This is a genomic window from Salipiger bermudensis (assembly GCF_017309175.1).
Taxonomy (GTDB): domain Bacteria; phylum Pseudomonadota; class Alphaproteobacteria; order Rhodobacterales; family Rhodobacteraceae; genus Salipiger; species Salipiger bermudensis.
Genome location: NZ_JAEKJV010000004.1, coordinates 263,996 through 284,245, shown reverse-complemented (window position 1 = coordinate 284,245; position 20,250 = coordinate 263,996). Strand labels below are relative to the sequence as shown.

Annotated in this window: 18 protein-coding genes; 11 read left to right on the top strand and 7 right to left on the bottom strand. The window is 67.0% G+C overall.

What is annotated here, in order from left to right:
- The first annotated feature begins 19 nt into the window (after window positions 1-19).
- Entirely contained in the window at window positions 20-1,036 is a 1,017-nt protein-coding gene (locus tag JF542_RS07735) for an amidohydrolase family protein (RefSeq protein ID WP_207075404.1), read from the top strand.
- Window positions 1,037-1,123: 87 nt separating this feature from the next.
- Here JF542_RS07735 and JF542_RS07730 read toward each other — a convergent pair whose 3' ends face one another.
- Window positions 1,124-2,710, bottom strand: coding sequence for a GAF domain-containing sensor histidine kinase (locus JF542_RS07730; protein ID WP_207075403.1), 1,587 nt, complete (start codon window positions 2,708-2,710; stop codon window positions 1,124-1,126).
- Window positions 2,711-3,232: 522 nt separating this feature from the next.
- Here JF542_RS07730 and kduI point away from each other — a divergent pair.
- The 10 genes from kduI (at window position 3,233) to JF542_RS07680 (ending at window position 13,276) form a co-directional block, all read left to right on the top strand.
- On the top strand, window positions 3,233-4,057 hold the full coding sequence (gene kduI / locus JF542_RS07725; RefSeq protein ID WP_040545646.1) for a 5-dehydro-4-deoxy-D-glucuronate isomerase: 825 nt from the start codon (window positions 3,233-3,235) through the stop codon (window positions 4,055-4,057).
- Window positions 4,057-4,800 carry a 2-dehydro-3-deoxy-D-gluconate 5-dehydrogenase KduD gene (gene kduD, locus JF542_RS07720; RefSeq protein WP_207075402.1) on the top strand — a complete coding sequence of 248 codons (744 nt, stop codon included), beginning with the start codon at window positions 4,057-4,059 and terminating at the stop codon, window positions 4,798-4,800. The genes kduI and kduD overlap by 1 nt, the downstream gene beginning before the upstream one ends.
- A gap of 244 nt (window positions 4,801-5,044) precedes the next feature.
- Window positions 5,045-6,013: a TRAP transporter substrate-binding protein gene (locus JF542_RS07715; protein WP_007802060.1), complete on the top strand. Its 969-nt coding sequence runs from the start codon at window positions 5,045-5,047 to the stop codon at window positions 6,011-6,013.
- An 88-nt stretch (window positions 6,014-6,101) separates the two neighbouring features.
- Complete coding sequence (locus JF542_RS07710; protein WP_242533651.1) at window positions 6,102-6,608, top strand: TRAP transporter small permease; 507 nt, start codon at window positions 6,102-6,104, stop codon at window positions 6,606-6,608.
- A gap of 18 nt (window positions 6,609-6,626) precedes the next feature.
- Window positions 6,627-7,904, top strand: coding sequence for a TRAP transporter large permease (locus JF542_RS07705; RefSeq protein WP_207075401.1), 1,278 nt, complete (start codon window positions 6,627-6,629; stop codon window positions 7,902-7,904).
- A gap of 5 nt (window positions 7,905-7,909) precedes the next feature.
- Window positions 7,910-8,719, top strand: coding sequence for an NAD-dependent epimerase/dehydratase family protein (locus JF542_RS07700; RefSeq protein WP_207075400.1), 810 nt, complete (start codon window positions 7,910-7,912; stop codon window positions 8,717-8,719).
- Window position 8,720: 1 nt separating this feature from the next.
- Window positions 8,721-10,244: an aldehyde dehydrogenase (NADP(+)) gene (locus tag JF542_RS07695; RefSeq protein ID WP_207075399.1), complete on the top strand. Its 1,524-nt coding sequence runs from the start codon at window positions 8,721-8,723 to the stop codon at window positions 10,242-10,244.
- 139 nt (window positions 10,245-10,383) lie between these two features.
- A complete protein-coding gene (kdgD, locus tag JF542_RS07690; RefSeq protein ID WP_207075398.1) occupies window positions 10,384-11,286 on the top strand; it encodes a 5-dehydro-4-deoxyglucarate dehydratase in 903 nt (300 codons plus the stop codon).
- Window positions 11,283-12,419 carry a mandelate racemase/muconate lactonizing enzyme family protein gene (locus tag JF542_RS07685; protein WP_207075397.1) on the top strand — a complete coding sequence of 379 codons (1,137 nt, stop codon included), beginning with the start codon at window positions 11,283-11,285 and terminating at the stop codon, window positions 12,417-12,419. The genes kdgD and JF542_RS07685 overlap by 4 nt, the downstream gene beginning before the upstream one ends.
- On the top strand, window positions 12,416-13,276 hold the full coding sequence (locus JF542_RS07680) for an amidohydrolase family protein (protein ID WP_207075396.1): 861 nt from the start codon (window positions 12,416-12,418) through the stop codon (window positions 13,274-13,276). The genes JF542_RS07685 and JF542_RS07680 overlap by 4 nt, the downstream gene beginning before the upstream one ends.
- A gap of 21 nt (window positions 13,277-13,297) precedes the next feature.
- Here JF542_RS07680 and JF542_RS07675 read toward each other — a convergent pair whose 3' ends face one another.
- From JF542_RS07675 to JF542_RS07650, 6 genes are all read right to left on the bottom strand, one after another.
- Window positions 13,298-14,377, bottom strand: coding sequence for a glycoside hydrolase family 88/105 protein (locus JF542_RS07675; protein WP_207075395.1), 1,080 nt, complete (start codon window positions 14,375-14,377; stop codon window positions 13,298-13,300).
- Complete coding sequence (gene pglA / locus JF542_RS07670; protein ID WP_207075394.1) at window positions 14,374-15,942, bottom strand: polygalacturonase PglA; 1,569 nt, start codon at window positions 15,940-15,942, stop codon at window positions 14,374-14,376. The genes JF542_RS07675 and pglA overlap by 4 nt, the downstream gene beginning before the upstream one ends.
- Before the next feature lie 62 nt (window positions 15,943-16,004).
- Window positions 16,005-17,261: an ABC transporter substrate-binding protein gene (locus JF542_RS07665; RefSeq protein WP_207075393.1), complete on the bottom strand. Its 1,257-nt coding sequence runs from the start codon at window positions 17,259-17,261 to the stop codon at window positions 16,005-16,007.
- Window positions 17,262-17,282: 21 nt separating this feature from the next.
- The gene (locus JF542_RS07660) at window positions 17,283-18,395 is read right to left on the bottom strand and encodes an ABC transporter ATP-binding protein (protein WP_207075392.1); all 1,113 of its coding nucleotides are present in this window, start codon (window positions 18,393-18,395) and stop codon (window positions 17,283-17,285) included.
- On the bottom strand, window positions 18,395-19,318 hold the full coding sequence (locus JF542_RS07655) for a carbohydrate ABC transporter permease (protein WP_207075391.1): 924 nt from the start codon (window positions 19,316-19,318) through the stop codon (window positions 18,395-18,397). Before JF542_RS07655 ends, JF542_RS07660 begins: the two co-directional genes overlap by 1 nt.
- A 4-nt stretch (window positions 19,319-19,322) precedes the next feature.
- The gene (locus tag JF542_RS07650; protein WP_207075390.1) at window positions 19,323-20,204 is read right to left on the bottom strand and encodes a carbohydrate ABC transporter permease; all 882 of its coding nucleotides are present in this window, start codon (window positions 20,202-20,204) and stop codon (window positions 19,323-19,325) included.
- Window positions 20,205-20,250: the final 46 nt, after the last annotated feature.

Genomic DNA, 20,250 nt, shown 5'->3' with positions numbered 1-20,250 from the left:
AAGGACAGGACGGAAACCGATGAAGACCAAGCGCAACGAGGGCCGCGACGAGCCCATCCTCGACCCGGATCTGCCCATCGTCGACAGCCATTTCCATCTCTTCGACCTGCCGGGCAACCGCTACATGCTCGAGGAGTATCTCGAGGATGCGCAGGGCGGGCACAACGTCGTCGCCTCGATCTACTGCGAGACCAAGAGCTTTGCCCGCACCGACGGCCCCGAACACCTGCGCCCGCTGGGTGAGGTCGAGTTTGCCAACGGAATGGCTGCGATGGCGGCGACCGGGCGCTACGGCCCCTGCAAGGTTGCCGCCGGGATCATCGGCCATGCCGACCTGAGCCTCGGCTCGAAGGTCGGCGAACTGCTCGATCGCTGCATGCAGGCTGCTCCCGACCGCTATCGCGGCATCCGGCAGGTCACCCTGGACTATCCCGACGAACGGCCGTTCCAGTTCATCATGACCAACCGCCCGCCGCCGGGGCTGCTCGAAACGGCGGGTTTTCCGCTCGGGCTGGCAGAGCTGCAGGCGCGCGGGCTGAGCTATGACGCGGCGGCCTACGACACGGCACTGCCACGCCTGACCGAGCTGGTCGACCAGTTTCCCGACCTGACGGTGGTGCTCAACCATATCGGCAATTTCGTCGGCGTCGACATGAGCCATCATGAGCGTTCGGAGGCCTTCGCGCGCCTGTCCACCGATCTCAAGGTCTTCTCCGAGCGTCCGAACGTGTTCTGCAAGGTCGGCGGGCTCGGGATGCCGGTGCCGGGCTTCGGCTTCGAAAAGCGCGAGGACGTGATCGGCTATGCCGAGCTTGCCGAGGCGTGGCGCCCGCATGTGGAGCTCGCAATCGAAGCCTTCGGACCCGGGCGCTGCATGATCGAATCCAACTTCCCGCCCGACAGCCGCTCTGCCGGGTTCATCCCGACGCTGAACGCCTACAAGCACATCCTCTCGGGGCTTTCGGAGGATGAGAAGCGCGACGTCTTCGGGCGCAACGCCGCGCGGGTCTACCGGCTTGATCTCGACGGCCTCTGAGCAGCTGCTGCCCGGCTGCGATCGTCATCGGCAGGTCCGGGTACGCGCAGGCAGGTGTCGCGACCGCCCGACACGTTCTCGCCGGCGCTAGCCGGTTGCGTCGAGCGACGCGCTCTCGGACGCCGGGAACCGCACCGTGAAGGTGGTGCCTTCGCCTTCCGCGGTCTCTATGTCGATGGTGCCGAGATGCTGGTCGCTGATCGCCTTCACGATGCTCAGTCCCAGCCCGCTGCCTTCGTCGACCCGGTAGCTCGGGGCCCGCGAGAACCGCTCGAAGAGCTTCGGCTGAAGCGCGACAGGGATGCCCGGGCCGCGGTCCTGCACCCAGAAACCGCGCCCGTCCGTGGTCAGGCCGACGGTGACGAGCCCGTTCTCGGGCGACGCCTTGATCGCGTTCGAGATCAGGTTGGACGCCAGCCGCCGGATGCGCTCCGCGTGCAGAGGCAGGGCGGGCGAGGGGGCTGCGGGTTTCAGCTCCATACGGACATGGCGCTCGGTCGCGTAGGGCTGGATCGATTCAAGCGCGTCATCGAGCAGCGGGAGCAGCGGCGTCGCATGGAAATCCGCGCGATCGCCGTCTTCGCGCAGCTTCTCGAGATCGAGGATGTCGCCGGTCATGCGCTCGATGGCAGCGGCGTTGCGCTCCGCGATCTCGAGGAGCTTGCGGCTCTCCTCGGGCAGATCCGTCTCGCGTGCGGCAAGAAGGCGGAGCGCCCCGTGAAGCGCCGCAATCGGATTCTTCAGCTCGTGGCTGACGGTCGCGATCAACGCGTCCTTGGCGCGCTCGAAGCGCCTTTCCTCGGTCACGTCGCGGATCACCCCGAGATAGCCCAGATGCTCGCCTGCCTCGGTGCGCACATCCGCCGAGGAGACCGCGCCTTCGAAGACTGACCCGTCCGCCCGGCGACAGGACATGGCGAAGCGGTCGCGCTGATAATGCGAGCCGGGGTTGAAGTTCTTCTTGCCCATGGCCTCGTAGTCGTCGAGCGCCTCGTAAAGCACCGCTGTCTGCCGCCCGACAAGCTGGTCGGGGCTGTAGCCGAAAAGCTCCTGGACGGCGGGGTTGACCACCGAGACGCGGCGGTCGGGATCGGCCACGATGACGGCCTCGGGCACCGCGTCGATCACGGCGGCAAAGAGGCTTCTCTGCGCGCGCAGCTGCCGCCGCTCTTCGCGCAGGTGCAACTCGTTGCCGAGCCAGCGCGCAAGAAACCCGACGAACTCCCGCTCCTGAGCGGAGAACGGCTGCTGGCGCGGGTCCGGGCTCGAGAAGTTCAGCGTGCCGTGGCGGATCGTTCCGCGAAACACCGGCGCGCCGATATAGCTCTCGAGGCCGAAATTCAGGTAGCAGGGGTGGTCCGAGATGTGCTCTTGGCCGGCGTGATAGAAGGCGGTGACGTCATTGGCCTGAAGCGTGTGAAGGCAATAGGTGCCGTCGACGTCGAAGCGGGTGCCCGGCTCCGGCGCCCAGTCCGGGCCATGAACGAAGCTGCAGGTGTAGACCTGTTCGTCGATCGCGCTGACGATGCCAAGCTCGAGCCCGAGGGCTGCACTGCCAAGTTCGAGCAGGCGACCGACCTTGTCCTCGAAAGACAGGTCCGGTTCGACCGCCAGAAGGTAAAGCCGGCGCAGGGCCTCGTCGAAGCCCCGAAAGGCGGTAGGGTCAGCGGTCATCTTCTGGCGTCACTTCTTGTCGAGCTCAGGAAAGGTTCAGGGCGCGCTAACAAATTCTCTGGTTACCGCGTCAAGCAAATGCACGGCTTGGTTGCCGATGTAAACTGTTGCGTTCAAAAGCCTTCTCGAAAGGCGCTGGTCTGCCACAGGCTCCGGCTGGGCGTTCGCGCCCGCTTTGGCGGTTCCGACCGGCACAGGTCACGCTGACCATGTAGGGCGGTTTGGCGGGCGCGGTGCCGCCCGACGCGGCTCGGTTGGTGGCTGCACGATGAGTGGAGAGGCGCGCGCTTCATCCGTGGTGGGCGGACGCGCCCGACCTCGGGCTGCTCGGCGGCACGTTGTTCTGCGTTATCAGTGGCACCCCGCAGGGAAGTGGCGGGCCAAATCGATCGCCTCTTGATCTGTCATACAAATAATGCAAGTCATATGTCAGAAATGAGCGGCAGGGGAAGACTGTCTGACAAAATCTGCTGTCAGACGGGGCCGCGCCCGGCCGGAGGACATCAAGGAAGAGGATCGATCATGCTTACCGTCGAAACCCGCCACGCCATTCACCCCGACCATGCCAAGGGGATGGACACCACCGCGCTGCGGTCGCATTTCCTTGGCGAGGGGATGTTTGCCGATGGCGAGATCCGTCTCGTCTACACCCATTACGACCGCTTCACGCTGGGCGGCGCGGTCCCCGCGGGCGGCACGCTGACGCTGGACAAGGTCGAGGAGACCAAGACCGACAGCTTCCTCGACCGCCGCGAGATGGGCATCGTCAACATCGGCGAGCCCGGCACCGTCGAGGCCGGTGGAGAGACCTACGAGATGAACCGCGGCGACGTGCTTTATCTCGGCATGGGCAGCGGCGCGGTCACCTTCGGCGGGCAGGGGCGGTTCTACATCACCTCGGCCCCGGCGCACCGGACGCTGCCCTCGCGGCTGGTGACCGTCGCCGATTGTGTCGAGGTCAAGCTCGGCGCGTCGGAGACCTCAAACAAGCGCACCATCAAGCAGTTCATCCACCCGCAGGTGATGGAGAGCTGCCAGCTGATCCTCGGCTACACCTCGCTCGAGGACGGCTCGGTCTGGAACACCATCCCCAGCCACATCCACGACCGCCGCATGGAGGCCTATCTCTACTGGGGCATGGACGAGGATGCGCGGGTTCTGCACCTGATGGGCGAGCCGACTGAGACGCGGCATCTCTTCGTTGCAAACGAGCAGGCCGTGCTGTCGCCGACCTGGTCGATCCACTCTGGTGCCGGGATCGGCGAGTACACGTTTATCTGGGCCATGGCGGGCGACAATGTCGATTACACCGACATGGAGTTCATCCAGCCCAAGGAGCTGCGCTGATGGCCGGGGCATTCTCTCTGGAGGGGCGCAAGGCACTGGTGACCGGCGCCAATACCGGCATCGGGCAGGCCATCGCGGTGTCGCTGGCGGGGCAGGGCGCGCATGTGATCTGCGCCGGGCGCCGGGCCTGCGATGAAACCGTCGCCGAGATCGCCGCGGCGGGCGGCTCGGGTGAGAGCCTGCTGCTCGATTTCGCCGACCCGATGGCCGCTCGAGACATATTCGACGGGGCGGGCATCTCGATCCTCGTCAACAATGCCGGGATTATCCGCCGGGCCGACTCGGTCGATTATTCCGAGGCCGACTGGGACGACGTGATGGACGTGAACCTCAAGGCGCTGTTCTTCACCTGCCAGGCCTTCGGCAAGGCGCTGCTGGCGCAGGACATGCCGGGCGCGGTGATCAACATCGCCTCGTTGCTGTCGTTCCAGGGCGGCATTCGCGTGCCCGCCTACACGGCGGCCAAGCACGGCGTCGCGGGGGTGACCAAGATCCTCGCCAATGAATGGGCGCCGCACGGGATCACCGTCAACGCCATCGCACCAGGCTATATCGCGACCAACAACACCCAGGCCCTGCGCGACGATCCCGAGCGCTCTGCGGCGATCCTCGACCGCATCCCTGCCGGACGCTGGGGCGATGCCTCGGACATCGGCGGCACCGCGGCCTTCCTCGCCTCGCCCGCGGCGACCTATATCACCGGGGCCGTGCTCAACGTCGACGGCGGCTGGCTGGCGCGCTGACCCTGCCACCTGATTGCTGTCAGGGCCCCGTCGCATGTGACGGGGCCCTTTTCCTTTGGGTCGCAGAATCTGTCATATCAATATTGATGGCGATCTTTCTGCAACTGCGAAAGGTTTTCGGGTAAGTGTATGATATAAAGTGAATATAATCGACATTCTCGCGACGCTTGACAGTTATCATACAAGTTGGTCATATATCGCTCAGGCAGACTCGACTCTGCCGACTGTCAGGGAGGACAACACCATGTTTCGTATGACCACTTCCGCGCTTGCGCTCGCGCTGCTTGCCACCCCCGCCATGGCCGAGACCTGGCGCACTTGGGCGATCCACCCCGAGGGCTACCCGAACGTGACCGCGCTCGAGAGCTTTGCCGAGGATGTCGCTACCGCCACCGAGGGCCGCATCGAGCCGCAGGTGTATCCGGGTGGTGTGCTGGGCGCCCAGCCCGACGCCATCGAGCAGCTGCGCGCCGGTGCCATTGCCGTCGGCAACTTCAACATGGGCCCGATGGGCGAGATCGTGCCCGCCACCAACGTGCTGTCGCTGCCGTTCATCTTCCGCGATGTCGATCACATGCACGCGGCGATGGATGGCGAAATCGGCCAGCGCTTCTCGGATGCTCTGTCCGAGGCGGGCATCGTGGCGCTGTCGTGGATGGATAGCGGCTCGCGCAGCTTCTACAACACCAAGAAGCCGATCATGACGCCCGCCGACATGGACGGGCTGAAGTTCCGTGTGATGAGCAACGACCTCTACGTGCAGATGGTCGACAGCCTTGGCGGCAACGCCACGCCGATGGCCTATGGCGAGGTCTACCAGTCGCTCAAGACCGGCGTGATCGACGGCGCCGAGAACAACTACCCGAGCTTCGAGTCGTCCAACCATTACGAGGTGGCGAAGTACTACTCGATCACCAACCACCTGATCATCCCCGAGTGCATCTGCGTCGCCAAGTCGGTGTGGGATGACACCTCGCCCGAAGATCAGGAACTGGTGCGCGAAGCCGCGATTGCCGCCGCCGAGGAGCAGCGACAGCTCTGGGCCGAGCGCTCCGACGCCTCCCGTGCCCAGGTCTCGGAGGCCGGCGTCGAGATCAACGAGGTCGAGGATCCGATGGCGTTCCAGACCGCGATGGAACCGGTCTATGCCAAGTTCATCGAGGCGAACCCGGATCTCGAGCAGCTGATCCGCGACATCCAGGCGGTCGAGTAAGATCGTCGCGCGCCCCGGCCTTCGGGCCGGGGTCTGACGCACTCAGGACTCATGGGCCGCACTCGGGGCCGCATTCAGGGAGGGGGCGATGTTACCTCAGGACAAGGCAGTCGCCGATATGGGGCCGGTGGAGCGGGCGCTGGATCTGCTCGCCAAGGGCTGCGTCGGTGTGGCCGGGACCGGGCTGGTCGTGCTGGTGGCGATCTTCGGCTGGCTGGTCTGGGGGCGCTACGTGATGAACGACACCCCTACATGGGTCGAGCAGGTGGCGCTTCTGCTGGTGGTCTGGATCACCTTCCTCGGCGGCGCCGCCGGGGTCTGGACGCAGAGTCACCTCTCCATCGAGTTCATCCGCGAGATGCTGCCGTCGGTCCTGCGCGTGCCACTGCACTGGATGGCGCTGGCGGGGATGCTGGTCTTCGGCATCGTGTTGTTCTGGCAGGGCTGGACGCTGGCCCAGAGCCTCTGGCCCCGCCGCGTTCCGATGCTGGGCGTCACCGAGGGGCTGCGGGCAGTTCCTATGGCGATCTGCGGCGCGCTGACGACGATTTTCACACTGTATCAAGCGGTGGCGCTGGCCACCGCCAAGACTTGACTGGCAAGGACTGAACCCATGGGTCTGGCACTTCTCTTCGGGCTGTTCTTCTTCGGCCTGCTGACCGGCATGCCGGTGGCCTTTGCCCTCGGGCTCGCCACGGTGGGAGGGTTCCTCTACGAGGGCCTGCCGCTCTTCATCGGCTTCCAGCGCGTGCTGTCGGGGATCTCGGTCTTCTCGCTGCTGGCGATCCCGTTCTTCATCTTCGCCGGCGAGCTGATGATGCAGGGCGGCATCGCCGGGCGGCTCGTGCGCCTCGCGAGCTATGCGGTCGGCTGGATGCGCGGCGGGCTCGGCGTGGTCAACGTGGCATCGTCGATGCTGTTCGGCGGCATCTCGGGCTCGGCGGTGGCCGACACCTCGGCGCTCGGCTCGATCCTGATGCCGGTGATGAAGGAAAAGGGCTACGATCCCGACTATGCCGTCAACGTCACGGTGACATCGTCGGTGGCGGGCGTGGTCATTCCGCCCTCGCACAACATGATCCTCTTCGCGGTGGCGGCGGGCGGCGTCTCGGTCTCGAAGCTGTTCATCGCGGGCATCGTGCCCGGCGTGCTGATGTGCCTCTGCCTCGGGCTGGTGGCCTATGTGGTCGCGGTCAAGCGCGGCTACCCGGCCGAGACCTTCCCGGGCTTCAAGTCGCTGGCGATCTCCACCATCGTGGCGCTGCCGGGCCTGATGACCGCGGTGATCATCGTCGGCGGCGTGCTGTCGGGCGTGATGACCGTCACCGAAAGCGGCGCGTTCGGCGCGATCTGGGCCATCCTCGTGACGGTCTTCGTCTACCGCGAGCTGACCTGGGAGAAGTTCCGCGCCGCCGTGGTGACCTCGGTGCGCACCACCGCGCTGGTGATGCTGCTGGTGGCGACGGCTTCGGCCTTCTCCTACCTGCTGACGCTCTACCGCGTGCCCGATCTTCTGGCGACCGCGGTGACCGGGATCTCTGACAACCCGATCGTCATCCTTCTGCTGCTCAACCTCGTTCTGCTCGGGCTGGGGATGATCATGGACATGGCGGCGCTGATCCTGATCACCACGCCGATCTTCCTGCCGGTGGTCGTGGGCCTCGGCATGGACCCGATCCAGTTCGGTGTCATCCTGATGATGAATCTCGGGCTCGGGCTTTGTACCCCGCCCGTGGGTGCCTGCCTCTTCGTCGGCTGCGTCGTCGGCGGCGTGCGGATCGATCAAGCGGTGCGGACGATCTGGCCCTTCTACCTTGCGATCTTCGGCGCGCTCATGCTGGTCACCTACGTGCCTGCCTTCTCGATGACCCTGCCCGGGCTGATGGAGTGACACAGATGATGAACCGTATCCTGATCACCGGCGCCGCCGGCACCTTGGGCACCATGCTGCGTGACAAGTTGCGCGGCCACGCCAAGATCCTGCGCCTGTCGGACGTGGCGGAGATGCCCCCCGCGGGGGCTGGCGAAGAGGTTGTGCCCTGCGACCTCAGCGACGGCGACGCGGTGATGCGCCTCGTCGAGGGCTGCGACGGCATCGTCCATCTCGGCGGCATCAGCGTCGAGCGCAGCTTCGACCTGATCGAGGCCGCCAACCTGCGCGGCGTCTACAACCTCTACGAGGCGGCGCGCGCGCATGGCATGCCGCGCATCGTCTTCGCCTCCTCGAACCACACCATTGGCTACCACGACCAGACCACCCGGCTCGATCACACCGCGCCCTACCGGCCGGACGGCCTCTATGGCGTGTCGAAGATCTTCGGCGAGGCGGTGGCGAGCCTCTACCACGACAAGTTCGGGCAGGAGAGCGCGCTGGTGCGCATCGGCTCCTGCACCCCCAAGCCCGAGAACTGGCGCATGCTGGCGACCTGGTTCAGCGAAGACGATTTCGTCTCGCTGATCGCCGCGGTCTTCGCCGCGCCCCGGCTCGGCTGCACCATGGTCTGGGGGGCCTCGGCCAACGATCACGGCTGGTGGGACAATGCCCACGCGGCCTTCCTCGGCTGGCGGCCAAGGGACAACGCCGCCGCCTTCGCCGAAGAGATCGCCCGCACCGTGCCGCGCCCCGACCCCAACGAAGCGGTCGCCCGCTATCAGGGCGGCGTCTTCACCGATGAACCCATTCATCCATCCCGCAAGGAGGACTGACATGCTGGACGAAACCTTCACCCCCCACGGCAAGCACCTGATCGCCGGAGACTGGGTCGCCTCGGACGCGACCTTCACTTCCGAGCCCGCCCACGGGCCCGCGCACGGGTTCAGCATCGGCACGCCCGAGCTGGTGACCCGCGCCTGCGAGGCCGCCGAGGAGGCGTTCTGGAGCTACGGCTACACCACCCGCGAAGAGCGCGCCGCCTTCCTCGACGCCATCGCCGACGAGATGGAGGCCCGCGCCGAGGCGATCACCGCGATCGGCACCCAAGAGACCGGCCTGCCCGAGGCCCGGCTTCAGGGCGAGCGCGGCCGCACCACCGGCCAGCTCCGGCTCTTTGCCGAGCATATCCGCAAGGGCGACTATCTCGACCGCCGCCATGACGAAGCGCTGCCCGACCGCGCGCCGCTGCCGCGCCCCGACCTGCGGATGATGCAGCGCCCGATCGGCCCGGTGGCGGTGTTCGGCGCCTCGAACTTCCCGCTGGCCTTCTCCACCGCCGGCGGCGACACCGCCGCGGCGCTGGCCGCCGGCTGCCCGGTGGTGGTCAAGGGCCACTCGGCCCATCCCGGCACCGGCGAGATCGTTGCCGAGGCGATCCACGCCGCCATCGCGTCGTGCGGCATGCCCGAGGGCGTGTTCTCGCTGATCCAGGGCGGCAAGCGCGATGTTGGTCAGGCGCTGGTCCAGCACCCGCTGATCAAGGCGGTGGGCTTCACCGGCTCGCTCGGCGGTGGTCGCGCGCTGTTCGATCTCTGCGCCCAGCGTCCCGAGCCGATCCCGTTCTTCGGCGAGCTGGGCTCGGTCAACCCGATGTTCGTCCTGCCCGAGGCCGCCCGCGCCCGCGGCGCCGAGATCGGCAGCGGCTGGGCCGGCTCGCTCACCATGGGGGCAGGCCAGTTCTGCACCAATCCCGGCATCGCGGTGATCGGCACCGGTGCCGAGGGCGACGCCTTCGTCGAGGCCGCCGCCAAGGCGCTCACCGACGCCCCGGCACAAGTCATGCTGACCGAGGGCATCGCCCAGGCCTATCGCGACGGCAAGGCCCGGTTCGACGGGCGCAACACCGTCAAGCCGGTGCTGACCACCGAGCAGGAGGGCCGCAACGCCAGGCCCAACCTCTACCAGACCGATGCCGCCAGCTACCTGCAGGACCACGCGCTCGGGGAAGAGGTCTTCGGCCCGCTCGGGCTGGTGATCCGCGTCTCCTCCGAGACCGAGATGGCCCAGCTCGCCCGTGGTTTCGAGGGCCAGCTCACCGTCACCATCCACATGGACGAGGGCGACACCGCCGACGCCCGCGCGCTGCTGCCGATCCTCGAGCGCAAGGCCGGCCGGGTTCTGGTCAATGGCTTCCCCACCGGCGTCGAAGTCGCGGACACCATGGTCCATGGCGGGCCCTACCCGGCCAGCACGAACTTCGGCGCCACCTCCGTGGGCACGCTCTCGATCCGCCGCTTCCTGCGCCCGGTCTGCTACCAAAACATCCCCCAAGGCGTGCTGCCCGACGACCTGACCTGACCCAGCCGTGGGGCGCCCCGCATGACGGCGCCCCCTCTCACCCGGCCCGCTCTTCTTCTGGCCGAAAATATCCCGGGGTGAATTGGCCGCAGGCCAAGAGGGGCAGCGCCCCTGCACCCCGCCAATAGAGGACTGCCCAATGGACCCGCAACAGATCAAGACCGCCCTCGGATCGGGCCTTCTCTCCTTCCCGGTGACGCCGTTCGACGCCGAGAATCGCTTCGCCCCCGAGCCCTACAAGGCGCATGTGGAATGGCTCTCGGGCTATGACGCCCCGGTGCTCTTCGCCGCCGGCGGCACCGGCGAGTTCTTCTCGCTGACCCCGGAGGAGATCCCGGCCATCGTCTCCGCCGCCAAGGAGGCCGCCGGCGACACCGCCATCGTCTCGGGCTGCGGCTACGGCACCGAGATCGCCGTGGGCATCGCGAAATCGGTCGAGACCGCCGGCGGCGACGGCATCCTGCTGCTGCCGCATTACCTGATCGACGCGCCGCAGGAAGGGCTCTACGCTCACGTCAAGGCGGTCTGCGATGCGACGGGGATGGGGGTCATGGTCTACAACCGCGACAACGCGGTGCTGCAAGCCGACACGCTGGCCCGGCTCTGCGATGCCTGCCCCAACCTCGTGGGCTTCAAGGACGGCACCGGCGATATCGGCCTGGTGCGTCAGGTCACCGCCAAGATGGGTGACCGGCTGACCTATCTCGGTGGCATGCCCACCGCCGAGCTCTTCGCCGAGGCCTATCTCGGCGCCGGATTCACAACCTACAGCTCCGCCGTGTTCAACTTCGTCCCGGCGCTGGCCAACAGGTTCTATGCCGCGCTGCGGGCCGGCGATCGCGCCACATGCGAGGACATCCTCAAGAGCTTCTTCTATCCATTCATGGAGCTGCGCGCCCGCCGCAAGGGTTATGCGGTCGCGGCCATCAAGGCCGGTGTCCGTCTCGTGGGCTTCGATGCCGGGCCGGTGCGCTCGCCGCTGTCGGATCTCACCGGCGAGGAGGAGGAGATCCTGAAGGACCTGATCGAGGCACACGCATGAAGATTGCCGAGATCCGCACGCATCTGCTCGAGCACAAGCTCGACACCGCCTTCGAGAGCGCCTCGATGCGGTTCGACAAGCGGGTGCACCTGCTGGTCGAGGTGATCTGCGAGGACGGCACCACCGGCTGGGGCGAGGCGCTCGGCCCGGCCGGGCCCAATGCCGCCGCCATCGCCGCCTATGCCGGCTGGCTCAAGGGCATGAACGCGCTCGAGACCGAGAAGGTCTGGGCAACGCTCTACAACGCGTTGCGCGATCAGGGGCAGCGCGGGGTGACGGTGACGGCGCTTTCGGCCATCGACATCGCGCTCTGGGACATCAAGGGCAAGGCGCTTGGCCAGCCGGTTTCGGTGCTGCTCGGCGGGCGCTGGCGCGACAGCGTGCGCGCCTATGCCACCGGCTCGTTCAAGCGCGATGGGGTCGACCGGGTGTCCGACAATGCCGAGGAATGCGCCGGCCACGTCAAGGCCGGCTTCCACGCGGTGAAGATCAAGATCGGCTTCGGCGTCGACGAGGATCTGCGCGTGATCGAGGCGGTGCGCGAGGCCATCGGTCCCGAGACCCGGCTGATGATCGACGCCAATCACGGCTACGACACGATCGAGGCGATCCGCCTTGGTCAAAGTGCTGCGAAGTACGGCATCGACTGGTTCGAGGAGCCTGTGGTCCCCGAGCAGCTCGCCGCCTATCGCAAGGTCCGCGAAAGCCAGCCGATCCCGGTTGCGGGCGGCGAGACCTGGCACACCCGCTGGGGCTTTGCCGAGCCGCTGGCCTCGGGCTGCGTCGACATCGCCCAGCCGGATCTCTGCGGGGTCGGCGGCTTCACCGAGGCGCGACGGGTGGCGGATCTCTGCACCCTGCACGGGGTGCGGCTGGTGCCGCATGTCTGGGGCACCGCGGTGCAGATCGCGGCGGCGCTGCAGTTCATGGCGGCGATGGTGCCGAACCCGGTGCGGGTCAACCCGGTCGAGCCGATCATGGAGTTCGACCGCACCCACAACCCGTTCCGGCAGGCGGTGGTGACGACCCCCATCGAGCACGAGCAGGGTGTGGTCCGCATCCCCGACGCGCCCGGCCTCGGCATCGAGATCGACCGCGCCGCGCTGGCGCGCTTTGCACCGGAGGCGGCATGATCGACCGAAAGCTCTCGGGAGCGAAGCCCCGGACGCCGATGCCGAAAGGCGCGGTCGACACGCAGATGCACATGTACCTGCCGGGTTTTGCCATGCGCGAAGACGGCACGGGTCGGCCGGCCGATCCGCTGCCGACGCCGGATATGTATCGCGAGACCATGCGCTGGCTCGGGCTCGACGCGGTGGTGGTCACCCAGGGCAACGCGCATGGCACCGACAATGCCAGCCTGCTGGCCTGCTTGGCCCAGATGGGCGACTGCGCCCGGGGCGTGGGCGTGATCACGCCGGAGACCACTGAGGCCGAGATCGCGCGGCTCTCGGAGGGCGGCATCGTGGGGGCGCGGATCATGGACCTGCCCGGCGGCGCGGTCGGGCTCGACGCGCTCGAGGCGGTGGATGCCATCGCCGCCGACGCTGGCTGGATGCTGGCGGTGCAGTTCGACGGCTCGGCCCTGCCAGAACTCGAGTCGCGTCTCGCGGCGTTGAAGTCTCGCTGGGTGCTGGATCATCACGCCAAGATCTTCGCCGGCGCGACGTCCGCGCATGTGGATGTCATCAAGCGGCTGCTCGATGGCGGGCGCTGCTGGTTCAAGTTCGCGGGCTGCTACGAAAGCTCGCGCAGCGGCGGGCCGGATTTCCCCGACATCGCCGAGGTCGCGCGCGAGATCGGGGCGCACGCGCCGGACCGGATCGTCTGGGGCACCAACTGGCCGCACAACGCCGCGCAAAAGACCGAGGACTATCCCGACGACGCGCATCTGCTCGATCTTGCCATGTCGTGGCTGCCCGATGACGAGGCGCGGCGCATGACACTGGTCGACACGCCGCGCGCGCTCTTCGGTTTCGCGCCGGCCTGAGGGGCCGGCGCTCGGCGGGGGTCAGGCGGTTTCGGCCGCCAGCCCCGCCCGCACGACTTCCGCTCCGGCCATCATCAGCGGCCCGACGCCCTTGGCGTCATCGGCGACGATCTTCTCGCGCGTGTAATAGCCCGGCGAGCCGTCGCGATAGACGCCCTCGAACCCTCCAAGCCCCGCCACGTGGCAGATCCGGGTCAGCCGGGTGACGCCGCTGGTCTCTTCGAGCCGCGTCGAAACCAGCGCCTCCCACGCCCTGCGCCCCGCCACAGCCTCGGGCGTCAGCCCCAGACGGGCGGCGCCGAGCAGGGCATAAGCGAACATCGCAGAGGCCGAGCTTTCCTCGTAATTGCCGTCCAGCGCGGGCGCGTCGAGCACCTGCGGCCAGAGGCCCGAGGGCGCCTGCTGCGCCACAACCGCGTCGAGAAGCGCCTTGGTGCGGGGCAGTGGCGCGCGCTCGGGGACGAGCTCGGCCAGATCGACCAGCGCCATGGCGAGCCAGCCCACCGCACGCGCCCAGACCGCGGCCGAGCGCCCGGTCTCGGGGTCGGCCCAGTCCTGCGCTCGCACCGCATCGTAGCCATGCACATAAAGCCCCGCCGGCCCCGCGGTGAGGGCAAGCGCGCGCTCGAGCTGGGCCATGGCGTCGTCGATCAGCTCGGGCCGGTCGCGACGCTGCGCGTATTCGACCTGAAACGGCAGGCCCATGTAGATGCCGTCGAGCCAGACTTGCTCGGGGTAGCGCTTCTTGTGCCAGTAATTGCCGGCTTGGGTGCGGGGATGAGCGGCGAGCTGATCGGCCAGCCGGTCGGCGGCGGCCATGTAACGCGGGTCGCCGGTTTCGTCGGCAAGGTGGAACAGGCAGCGCCCGGCGAGGATGTTGTCGATGTTGAACTCGTCCGGATCGAAGCCCTGCAACGTGCCGTCGGCGGCGATCTGCGGCCCGGTCAGCCGCAACAGGTGGTCGCGCCAGCGCGCCTCGCCGGTCGCTTTGTGCAGCAGCACGAGCCCGCGATAGATGCAGCCATCCTCGTAGCACCAGCGACCGTCCTTGTAATGCTCGTAGCGGCTGGCGAAGGCGTCGAAATAGGAGAAAGGGGTCATTGGCGCTCCGGGGCTCTGGCGGTTTCGAGGGAGTCGGCGGCTGTCAGGCCGCCGGGCTGGATCTGGAGGCCGGGGGCGATGATCTCGGCCTGTTCGGCAAGCAGGCCTGCATGCCTGAGCGGGGTGACGCCGGCGGCCATCAGTGGTGGTGCGGGCCGGGCTGCCGGGTCATGCGAGAGCACGCGCACCCGCTCGAGCGTGATCGGCCCGAAGGGGGCTTCTGCCAGGCCAAGAAAGGCGCCAAGCGCGTGGGCCAGGCCGCTGATCTCCACGTCGGAGATCACGATACTGCCGACATGCGGCGTGCCCGTGCCGACCGGCGCGGGGGCGCGGTCCTGGACCCAGGGCGCATGGCCGTCGGGGTCGCAGAAATAATGCCCGTTGGCGGCGAAGGCGGTCTGCACGCCCTCCATCGTGACGTCGTGAAAGCGGATCTCCTCGACCTTGCCGCCACGGCCGCGGCGGGTCTTGATCCGTAGGCCCCGGTCCGTGCCGCGCATCTCGCAATGCGCCACCGTCACATCACTCACGCCGCCCGACATCTCCGAGCCGATCACCACGCCGCCATGGCCGCGCTCCATCAGGCAGTGCTGCACCCTGATGCCGGTGGTGGGGCGCAGATGGGCGCTTTCGCCATCGGGGCCGCGCTTGCCCGCCTTGATGGCGATGCAGTCGTCGCCGACCGAGAAATGCGTGCCGGTGATTTCGACATCCTCGCACATCTCGGGATTGAAGCCGTCGGTGTTGGGGCTGTCATGCGGCGCCTCGATGCGCAGCGCGGCGGCGGAAAGCCTTTGGCAGCCCTGTGGGTGAATCGTCCAGGACGGGGCGTTGCGGATGGTGAAGCCCAGCAGCGTGGTGTCGGTGCAGTCGATGAGATGCAGGCCACGCGGGCGGCGCGCGCCCTGCCGTGTCTCCTTGGGCCAGGTCCACCAGTCGCCGCGGTCACCGCCACCGTCGAGCGTGCCGGGGCCAGAGATCGTGAGGTCGCTTGCGCCGATGGCGTGGAGCGGCGCGGCGAAGCAGGGCTCCGGCAGGCCCTCCCAGCTGCCGAGCATCTCGCCGTCCCGCCAGGCGGGCAGGATCGGCCAGCCCTCGCGCGCGCTTGGCGCGGCAAGCACGGCGCCCTCGGCAAGGTGCAGGGTCATGCGGCTGCGCAGTTCGACGGGCCCGGCGACATAGTGCCCCGGCGGCACCAGCACCGTGCCACCCTCGGGCACGGCGGCAATGGCCGCGGCGATGGCGCGGGCCGTCTCGGCCGCCGCCTCGGGCGTGTCTGCCGTGTCGGCGATGGCGCCGTGATCGCGGATGTCCACCATTCCGGCGCAAGCGGCGGTCTCGAAAGCGAAGGGCGCGAAGCCCTCCGCCTCGAGATGGTAGAGCGTGGCGGGCGCGAGTTCGTGCAACGCCAGACCCACCTGCGCCGCCACGCCCCGGGCGACGGTCTCGCCGGCGCGCGTCAGCTGCCAAGGAATGGCAGGGGAGAGTGTGTAGCGCGCACCGGGTTGTGGCAGACATAGGGCCACCGACCGCGCGGAGCGCGCGGCAAGTCGGATGCTGGGCATGGGTCGGACCTCTGGTCTGGAAAGAGTGGCCGCCCCGGCGCCTGGCCGGAGCGGCCGGGGGCTCAGGAGTCGAAGTCGCTCAGCACGTCGTTGGCGGCGTCGATGATCACCTCGGCAGCCTCGACCTCGTCGATCATGCCGTAGGAATACTCCTCGAGCGCGTCGATGAAGGCGCCGCGCAGCTCGGGATGCTCATTGAAGGGCGAGATCGCCGGTCCGCTGGCCTCCATCGCGATCTCATGCGCCTTGACGATCTCGGGCTTGATCATGCCGGCCTCGATCAGCCGGTCCGCAGCCACCTTCGAGGCGGGCAGGCCCCGCGTGTCCTTGAGCGCATCGATGCCCTCGGGCTCGGTGAGCATGCAGTTGACGATCTCTGCTGCCGCCTCCGGGTTGTCGGAATTGCGCGAGATCGCGAACAGCATCGAGGGCTTGCGGTAGGCGCCATCGGTCACTGCATCCTCGAAACGGATCGGGGCGATGCTGTCGATGGTCTGGCCTTCGTTGAGCGGGTCGGCATATTTGAAATAGGTCGTGTCCCACTCGTAGGAGCCGGCGATGCGGCCCTGCGCCCAGTCCTGCTTCTCGTAGAGATTGACGTTGCCCTCGCCGGCCTCCTGCTGCTGGCTGCGCACCGCGCCGGTCTCGATCAAGCGGCCATAGAAGGCGATGCCTGCGGCAAGCTCCTCGGGGCTCCAGGCGACGCGGTTGGTCTCGGGATCGACCAGATCCTTGCCGGTCTTCTGCACCACGGCCAGCGTCACCAGAAGCTGCGCGGTCTCCTTCACCGCGTTGAAGAGGTTGTACCCCTCGCCCTGGCTTTCGCGAAGCGCGGCAGCGGCGGAGAAGAACTCTTCCCAGGTCGAGGGCACCGGAATGTCAGCCGCCTCGAGCGTGGTGGTGTTGAAGAAGAACACCCGCCCCGTGGTCGACAGCGGCAGGCCGTTGAGCTTGCCCTGCACGGTGACGGTGGCGAGCTGATCATCGGACCATTGCGACAGGTCGATGGTCTCCGACAGCTCGGTCAGATCGTGGAAGCCCTCGCCATCCTGCGAGAACAGCGGCAGCCACGGCCAGTTGACCTGCACGATATCAGCTTCGGTGCTGCCGGCCATCTGGGTGGTCAGCTTCTCGAGATAGCCGTCGAAGCCGGTGAATTCCGGCGCGACCGTGTGGCCATATTTCTCGCCACAGACCTTGAGCGCCTCCTGCGTGGCAACGTGACGGCTTTCACCGCCCCACCACGACATGCGCAGATCGGCCGCGGTGGCCTGCGAGGCCAGCGTGAGCGCCAGCGCGGTTGTCAGATGCAGTTTCATCGGGGTCCTCCTCCCAAAGGGTCAGCCCTGCGCGCGCAGGGAGACATTGCGACCGCTGTCGCGGTCGAAGATGTGCATGTTGGCGGCCTCGGGCAGCAGCCGGATGGTGTCGAGCGAGCGGTCCATGCGCTCGAACTCGGCGGCGCTGGCGACGGTGGTCACCTCGCGCCCGTCGAGCAGGGCGTGGAGATAGACCTCGTGGCCCATGAACTCGACGCCACGCAGCTGCGCCGAGAGCGCGCCGTTGATGCCGGTGGCCAGCGTAAGGTGCTGCGGCCGGATCCCCAGCGCGGCGCGCTCGGGGCTGGCCGAGAGGCGGCTGGTCAGCGCCTCGCCAAGCTGGATCACCTGCCCGCCGGTGCGGAAAGCGCCGCCATCCACGTGACCCTCGATCACGTTCATCTCGGGGCTGCCGATGAAGCCCGCGACAAAGAGGTTAGCGGGCTGCTCGTAGAGCTCCTTCGGCGTCGCGACCTGCATGATATGACCGTCCTTCATCACGCAGATGCGGTCGCCCATGGTCATCGCCTCGGTCTGGTCGTGGGTGACGTAGACCACCGTGCTGGCCATGCCTTCGCGCTTGAGGCGCTTGTGCAGGTCGGTGATCCGCACCCGCATCGAGGCCCGCAGCTTGGCGTCGAGGTTCGACAGTGGCTCGTCGAAGAGGAACACGTCCGGCTTCTTGATCAGCGCCCGGCCCAGGGCCACGCGCTGAGCCTGACCGCCCGAGAGCTGCTTGGGCAGCCGGTCCAGCAGCGGCTCTATCTCGAGGATCTTGGCGACCTCCTCGACCGCCTTCGCCGCCTCGGCCTTGGAGGCGCCGCCGATGCGCAGCCCGAAGGCGAGGTTGGTGCGCACCTTCATATGCGGATAGAGCGCGTAGTTCTGGAACACCATCGCGATGCCGCGCTTGCCCGGCTCGAGCGTGTTGACGATGCGATCGCCGATGCGGATCTCGCCCGCGGTGATCTCCTCGAGCCCGGCGATCATCCGCAGCGTGGTGGACTTGGCGCAGCCCGAGGGCCCCACCAGCACCATGAACTCGCCTTCCTCGACATCGAGGTTGATCCCGTGCACCGCCTTGAAGGCACCGCCATAGACCTTTTCGAGATTTCTCAGTTGAAGCCGTGCCATTATCCCTTGATCCCCCCTGCGGAAATGCCCTCGATGAAGTACTTCTGCGCCATGAAGAACACGGCCAGCGCGGGCGTGATGGTGAGCACCGACATGGCCAGAATGCGGTTCCATTCGAAGGCCTCGGTGGTGTCGATGGAGAGCTTCAGAGCGAGGCTCACCGGGTACTTGTCGACCGAGCTGATATAGATCAGCGGGCCGAGGAAATCGTTCATCGTCCACATGAACTGGAACAGGCAGACCGAGATCAGCGCGGGGGCCAGCATCGGAACGACCACGAAGAGCAGCGTCTGCCACGAGTTGCAGCCATCGACGCGGGCGGCCTGTTCCATGTCGTCGGGAATGGCGCGCAGGAACTGCACCAGCATGAAGACGAAGAACGCGTCGCCCGCCATTGCCGAGGGCACCCAGAGCGGCAGGAAGCTGTCGAGCCAGCCGAGCTCGCGGAAGAGGATGTATTGCGGGATCCGGGTGACCACGTTGGGCAGCAGCAGGATCGCGATGACGCTGGTGAACAGCAGCTTCTTGAGCGGGAAGTCGAAGCGCGCGAAGCCATAGGCCACCATGGTGCAGGAGATCGCCGTGCCGATGGTCTTGGGCAGGATGATCAGGAACGAGTTCCAGAAGAACCGCCCGAAGGTGTAGGGCGTCGAGGTCTCCCAGCCCTGCACGTAGCCCTCGGTGGTGGGCTCGCGCGGGATGAAGCCGGGGTTGGCGAAGATCTCGGCATTGGTCTTGAACGAGGCGCCGACCAGCCAGATCAGCGGGTAGAGCATGACCAGCCCGACGCCGAAGAGGATGGCGTAGCGCAGGATCGCGGAGACCCGGGCGCGGCGCTGCTGGATGCGCTGGTGGCGGCGGGCCTCGGCGAGCGCGTCGGCGCCGGCGGTGAAGACATCGGAGGCGTGTGAGATATCGGTCATCGGCTCAGCTCCGCTTGTCGCCGGCGTAGAAGACCCATTTCTTCGAGGACCAGAAGGCCACGAGGGTCAGCGCCATGATGATGAGAAAAAGCACCCACGCGATGGCCGAGGCATAGCCCATGTCGAAGCGCTTGAAGGCCTCGTCGTAGATGTAGAGCGGCAGCAGGTAGGTGGATTTGAGCGGCCCGCCCTGGGTGATGATGTAGGGGCCGTTGAACTCCTGGAAGGCCTGGACCATCTGCATGATCAGGTTGAAGAAGATCACCGGCGTGATCAGCGGGATCGTGATGAAGACGAAGCTGCGCAGCTTGCTCGCGCCGTCGATGGCGGCAGCCTCGTAGAGCGACTTGTCGATGCTCTGCAGCGCGGCGAGGAAGATCACCATGGCCGAGCCGAACTGCCAGCAGCGCAGCAGGGTGATGGTGAAGAGCGCGTTGGTGGGATCGCCGAACCAGTTGACCGGCTCGATCCCGAACCATGCCAGCACCATGTTCACCAGCCCCTCGGTGGCGAAGATGTAGCGCCACAGCACCGCGATGGCGATCGAGCCGCCGAGGATCGAGGGCACGTAGAAGGCGGTGCGAAAGAGGTTGATGCAGCGCAGCTTGTAGTTGAGGATGTAGGCGATGAAGAGCGCGAAGGCGAGTTTCAGCGGCACTGTCAGGAACACGTAGAGCAGCGTCACCGAGAGCGACCGGCGGAAGGTTCGGTCAGAGGTGAAGAGCTCGATATAGTTCTCCAGCCCCGTCCATTTTGGGGGCTGCATCAGGTTGTAATCGGTAAAGCTCAGATAGAATGACGCGAGGAATGGAATCGCGGTGAACGCCATCAGCCCGAGGATGTAAGGGCTGAGATAGATCAGCCCGAGTGATCGTGTGCGGGTCATGGTGTACCTCGCGACAAGGCTGGATTTCCTGAGATAAACGTCAATT

Bases quoted from the DNA above. Each gene is read 5' to 3' on its own strand.
- JF542_RS07715 (WP_007802060.1), top strand. From the start codon at position 5,045: ATGTTTCGTATGACCACTTCCGCGCTTGCGCTCGCGCTGCTTGCCACC.
- pglA (WP_207075394.1), bottom strand. From the start codon at position 15,942: ATGCCCAGCATCCGACTTGCCGCGCGCTCCGCGCGGTCGGTGGCCCTA.
- kdgD (WP_207075398.1), top strand. From the start codon at position 10,384: ATGGACCCGCAACAGATCAAGACCGCCCTCGGATCGGGCCTTCTCTCC.
- JF542_RS07705 (WP_207075401.1), top strand. From the start codon at position 6,627: ATGGGTCTGGCACTTCTCTTCGGGCTGTTCTTCTTCGGCCTGCTGACC.
- kduI (WP_040545646.1), top strand. From the start codon at position 3,233: ATGCTTACCGTCGAAACCCGCCACGCCATTCACCCCGACCATGCCAAG.
- JF542_RS07655 (WP_207075391.1), bottom strand. From the start codon at position 19,318: ATGACCGATATCTCACACGCCTCCGATGTCTTCACCGCCGGCGCCGAC.
- JF542_RS07700 (WP_207075400.1), top strand. From the start codon at position 7,910: ATGATGAACCGTATCCTGATCACCGGCGCCGCCGGCACCTTGGGCACC.
- JF542_RS07675 (WP_207075395.1), bottom strand. From the start codon at position 14,377: ATGACCCCTTTCTCCTATTTCGACGCCTTCGCCAGCCGCTACGAGCAT.
- JF542_RS07730 (WP_207075403.1), bottom strand. From the start codon at position 2,710: ATGACCGCTGACCCTACCGCCTTTCGGGGCTTCGACGAGGCCCTGCGC.
- JF542_RS07665 (WP_207075393.1), bottom strand. From the start codon at position 17,261: ATGAAACTGCATCTGACAACCGCGCTGGCGCTCACGCTGGCCTCGCAG.
- JF542_RS07695 (WP_207075399.1), top strand. From the start codon at position 8,721: ATGCTGGACGAAACCTTCACCCCCCACGGCAAGCACCTGATCGCCGGA.
- JF542_RS07650 (WP_207075390.1), bottom strand. From the start codon at position 20,204: ATGACCCGCACACGATCACTCGGGCTGATCTATCTCAGCCCTTACATC.
- JF542_RS07685 (WP_207075397.1), top strand. From the start codon at position 11,283: ATGAAGATTGCCGAGATCCGCACGCATCTGCTCGAGCACAAGCTCGAC.
- JF542_RS07735 (WP_207075404.1), top strand. From the start codon at position 20: ATGAAGACCAAGCGCAACGAGGGCCGCGACGAGCCCATCCTCGACCCG.
- JF542_RS07710 (WP_242533651.1), top strand. From the start codon at position 6,102: ATGTTACCTCAGGACAAGGCAGTCGCCGATATGGGGCCGGTGGAGCGG.
- JF542_RS07660 (WP_207075392.1), bottom strand. From the start codon at position 18,395: ATGGCACGGCTTCAACTGAGAAATCTCGAAAAGGTCTATGGCGGTGCC.
- kduD (WP_207075402.1), top strand. From the start codon at position 4,057: ATGGCCGGGGCATTCTCTCTGGAGGGGCGCAAGGCACTGGTGACCGGC.
- JF542_RS07680 (WP_207075396.1), top strand. From the start codon at position 12,416: ATGATCGACCGAAAGCTCTCGGGAGCGAAGCCCCGGACGCCGATGCCG.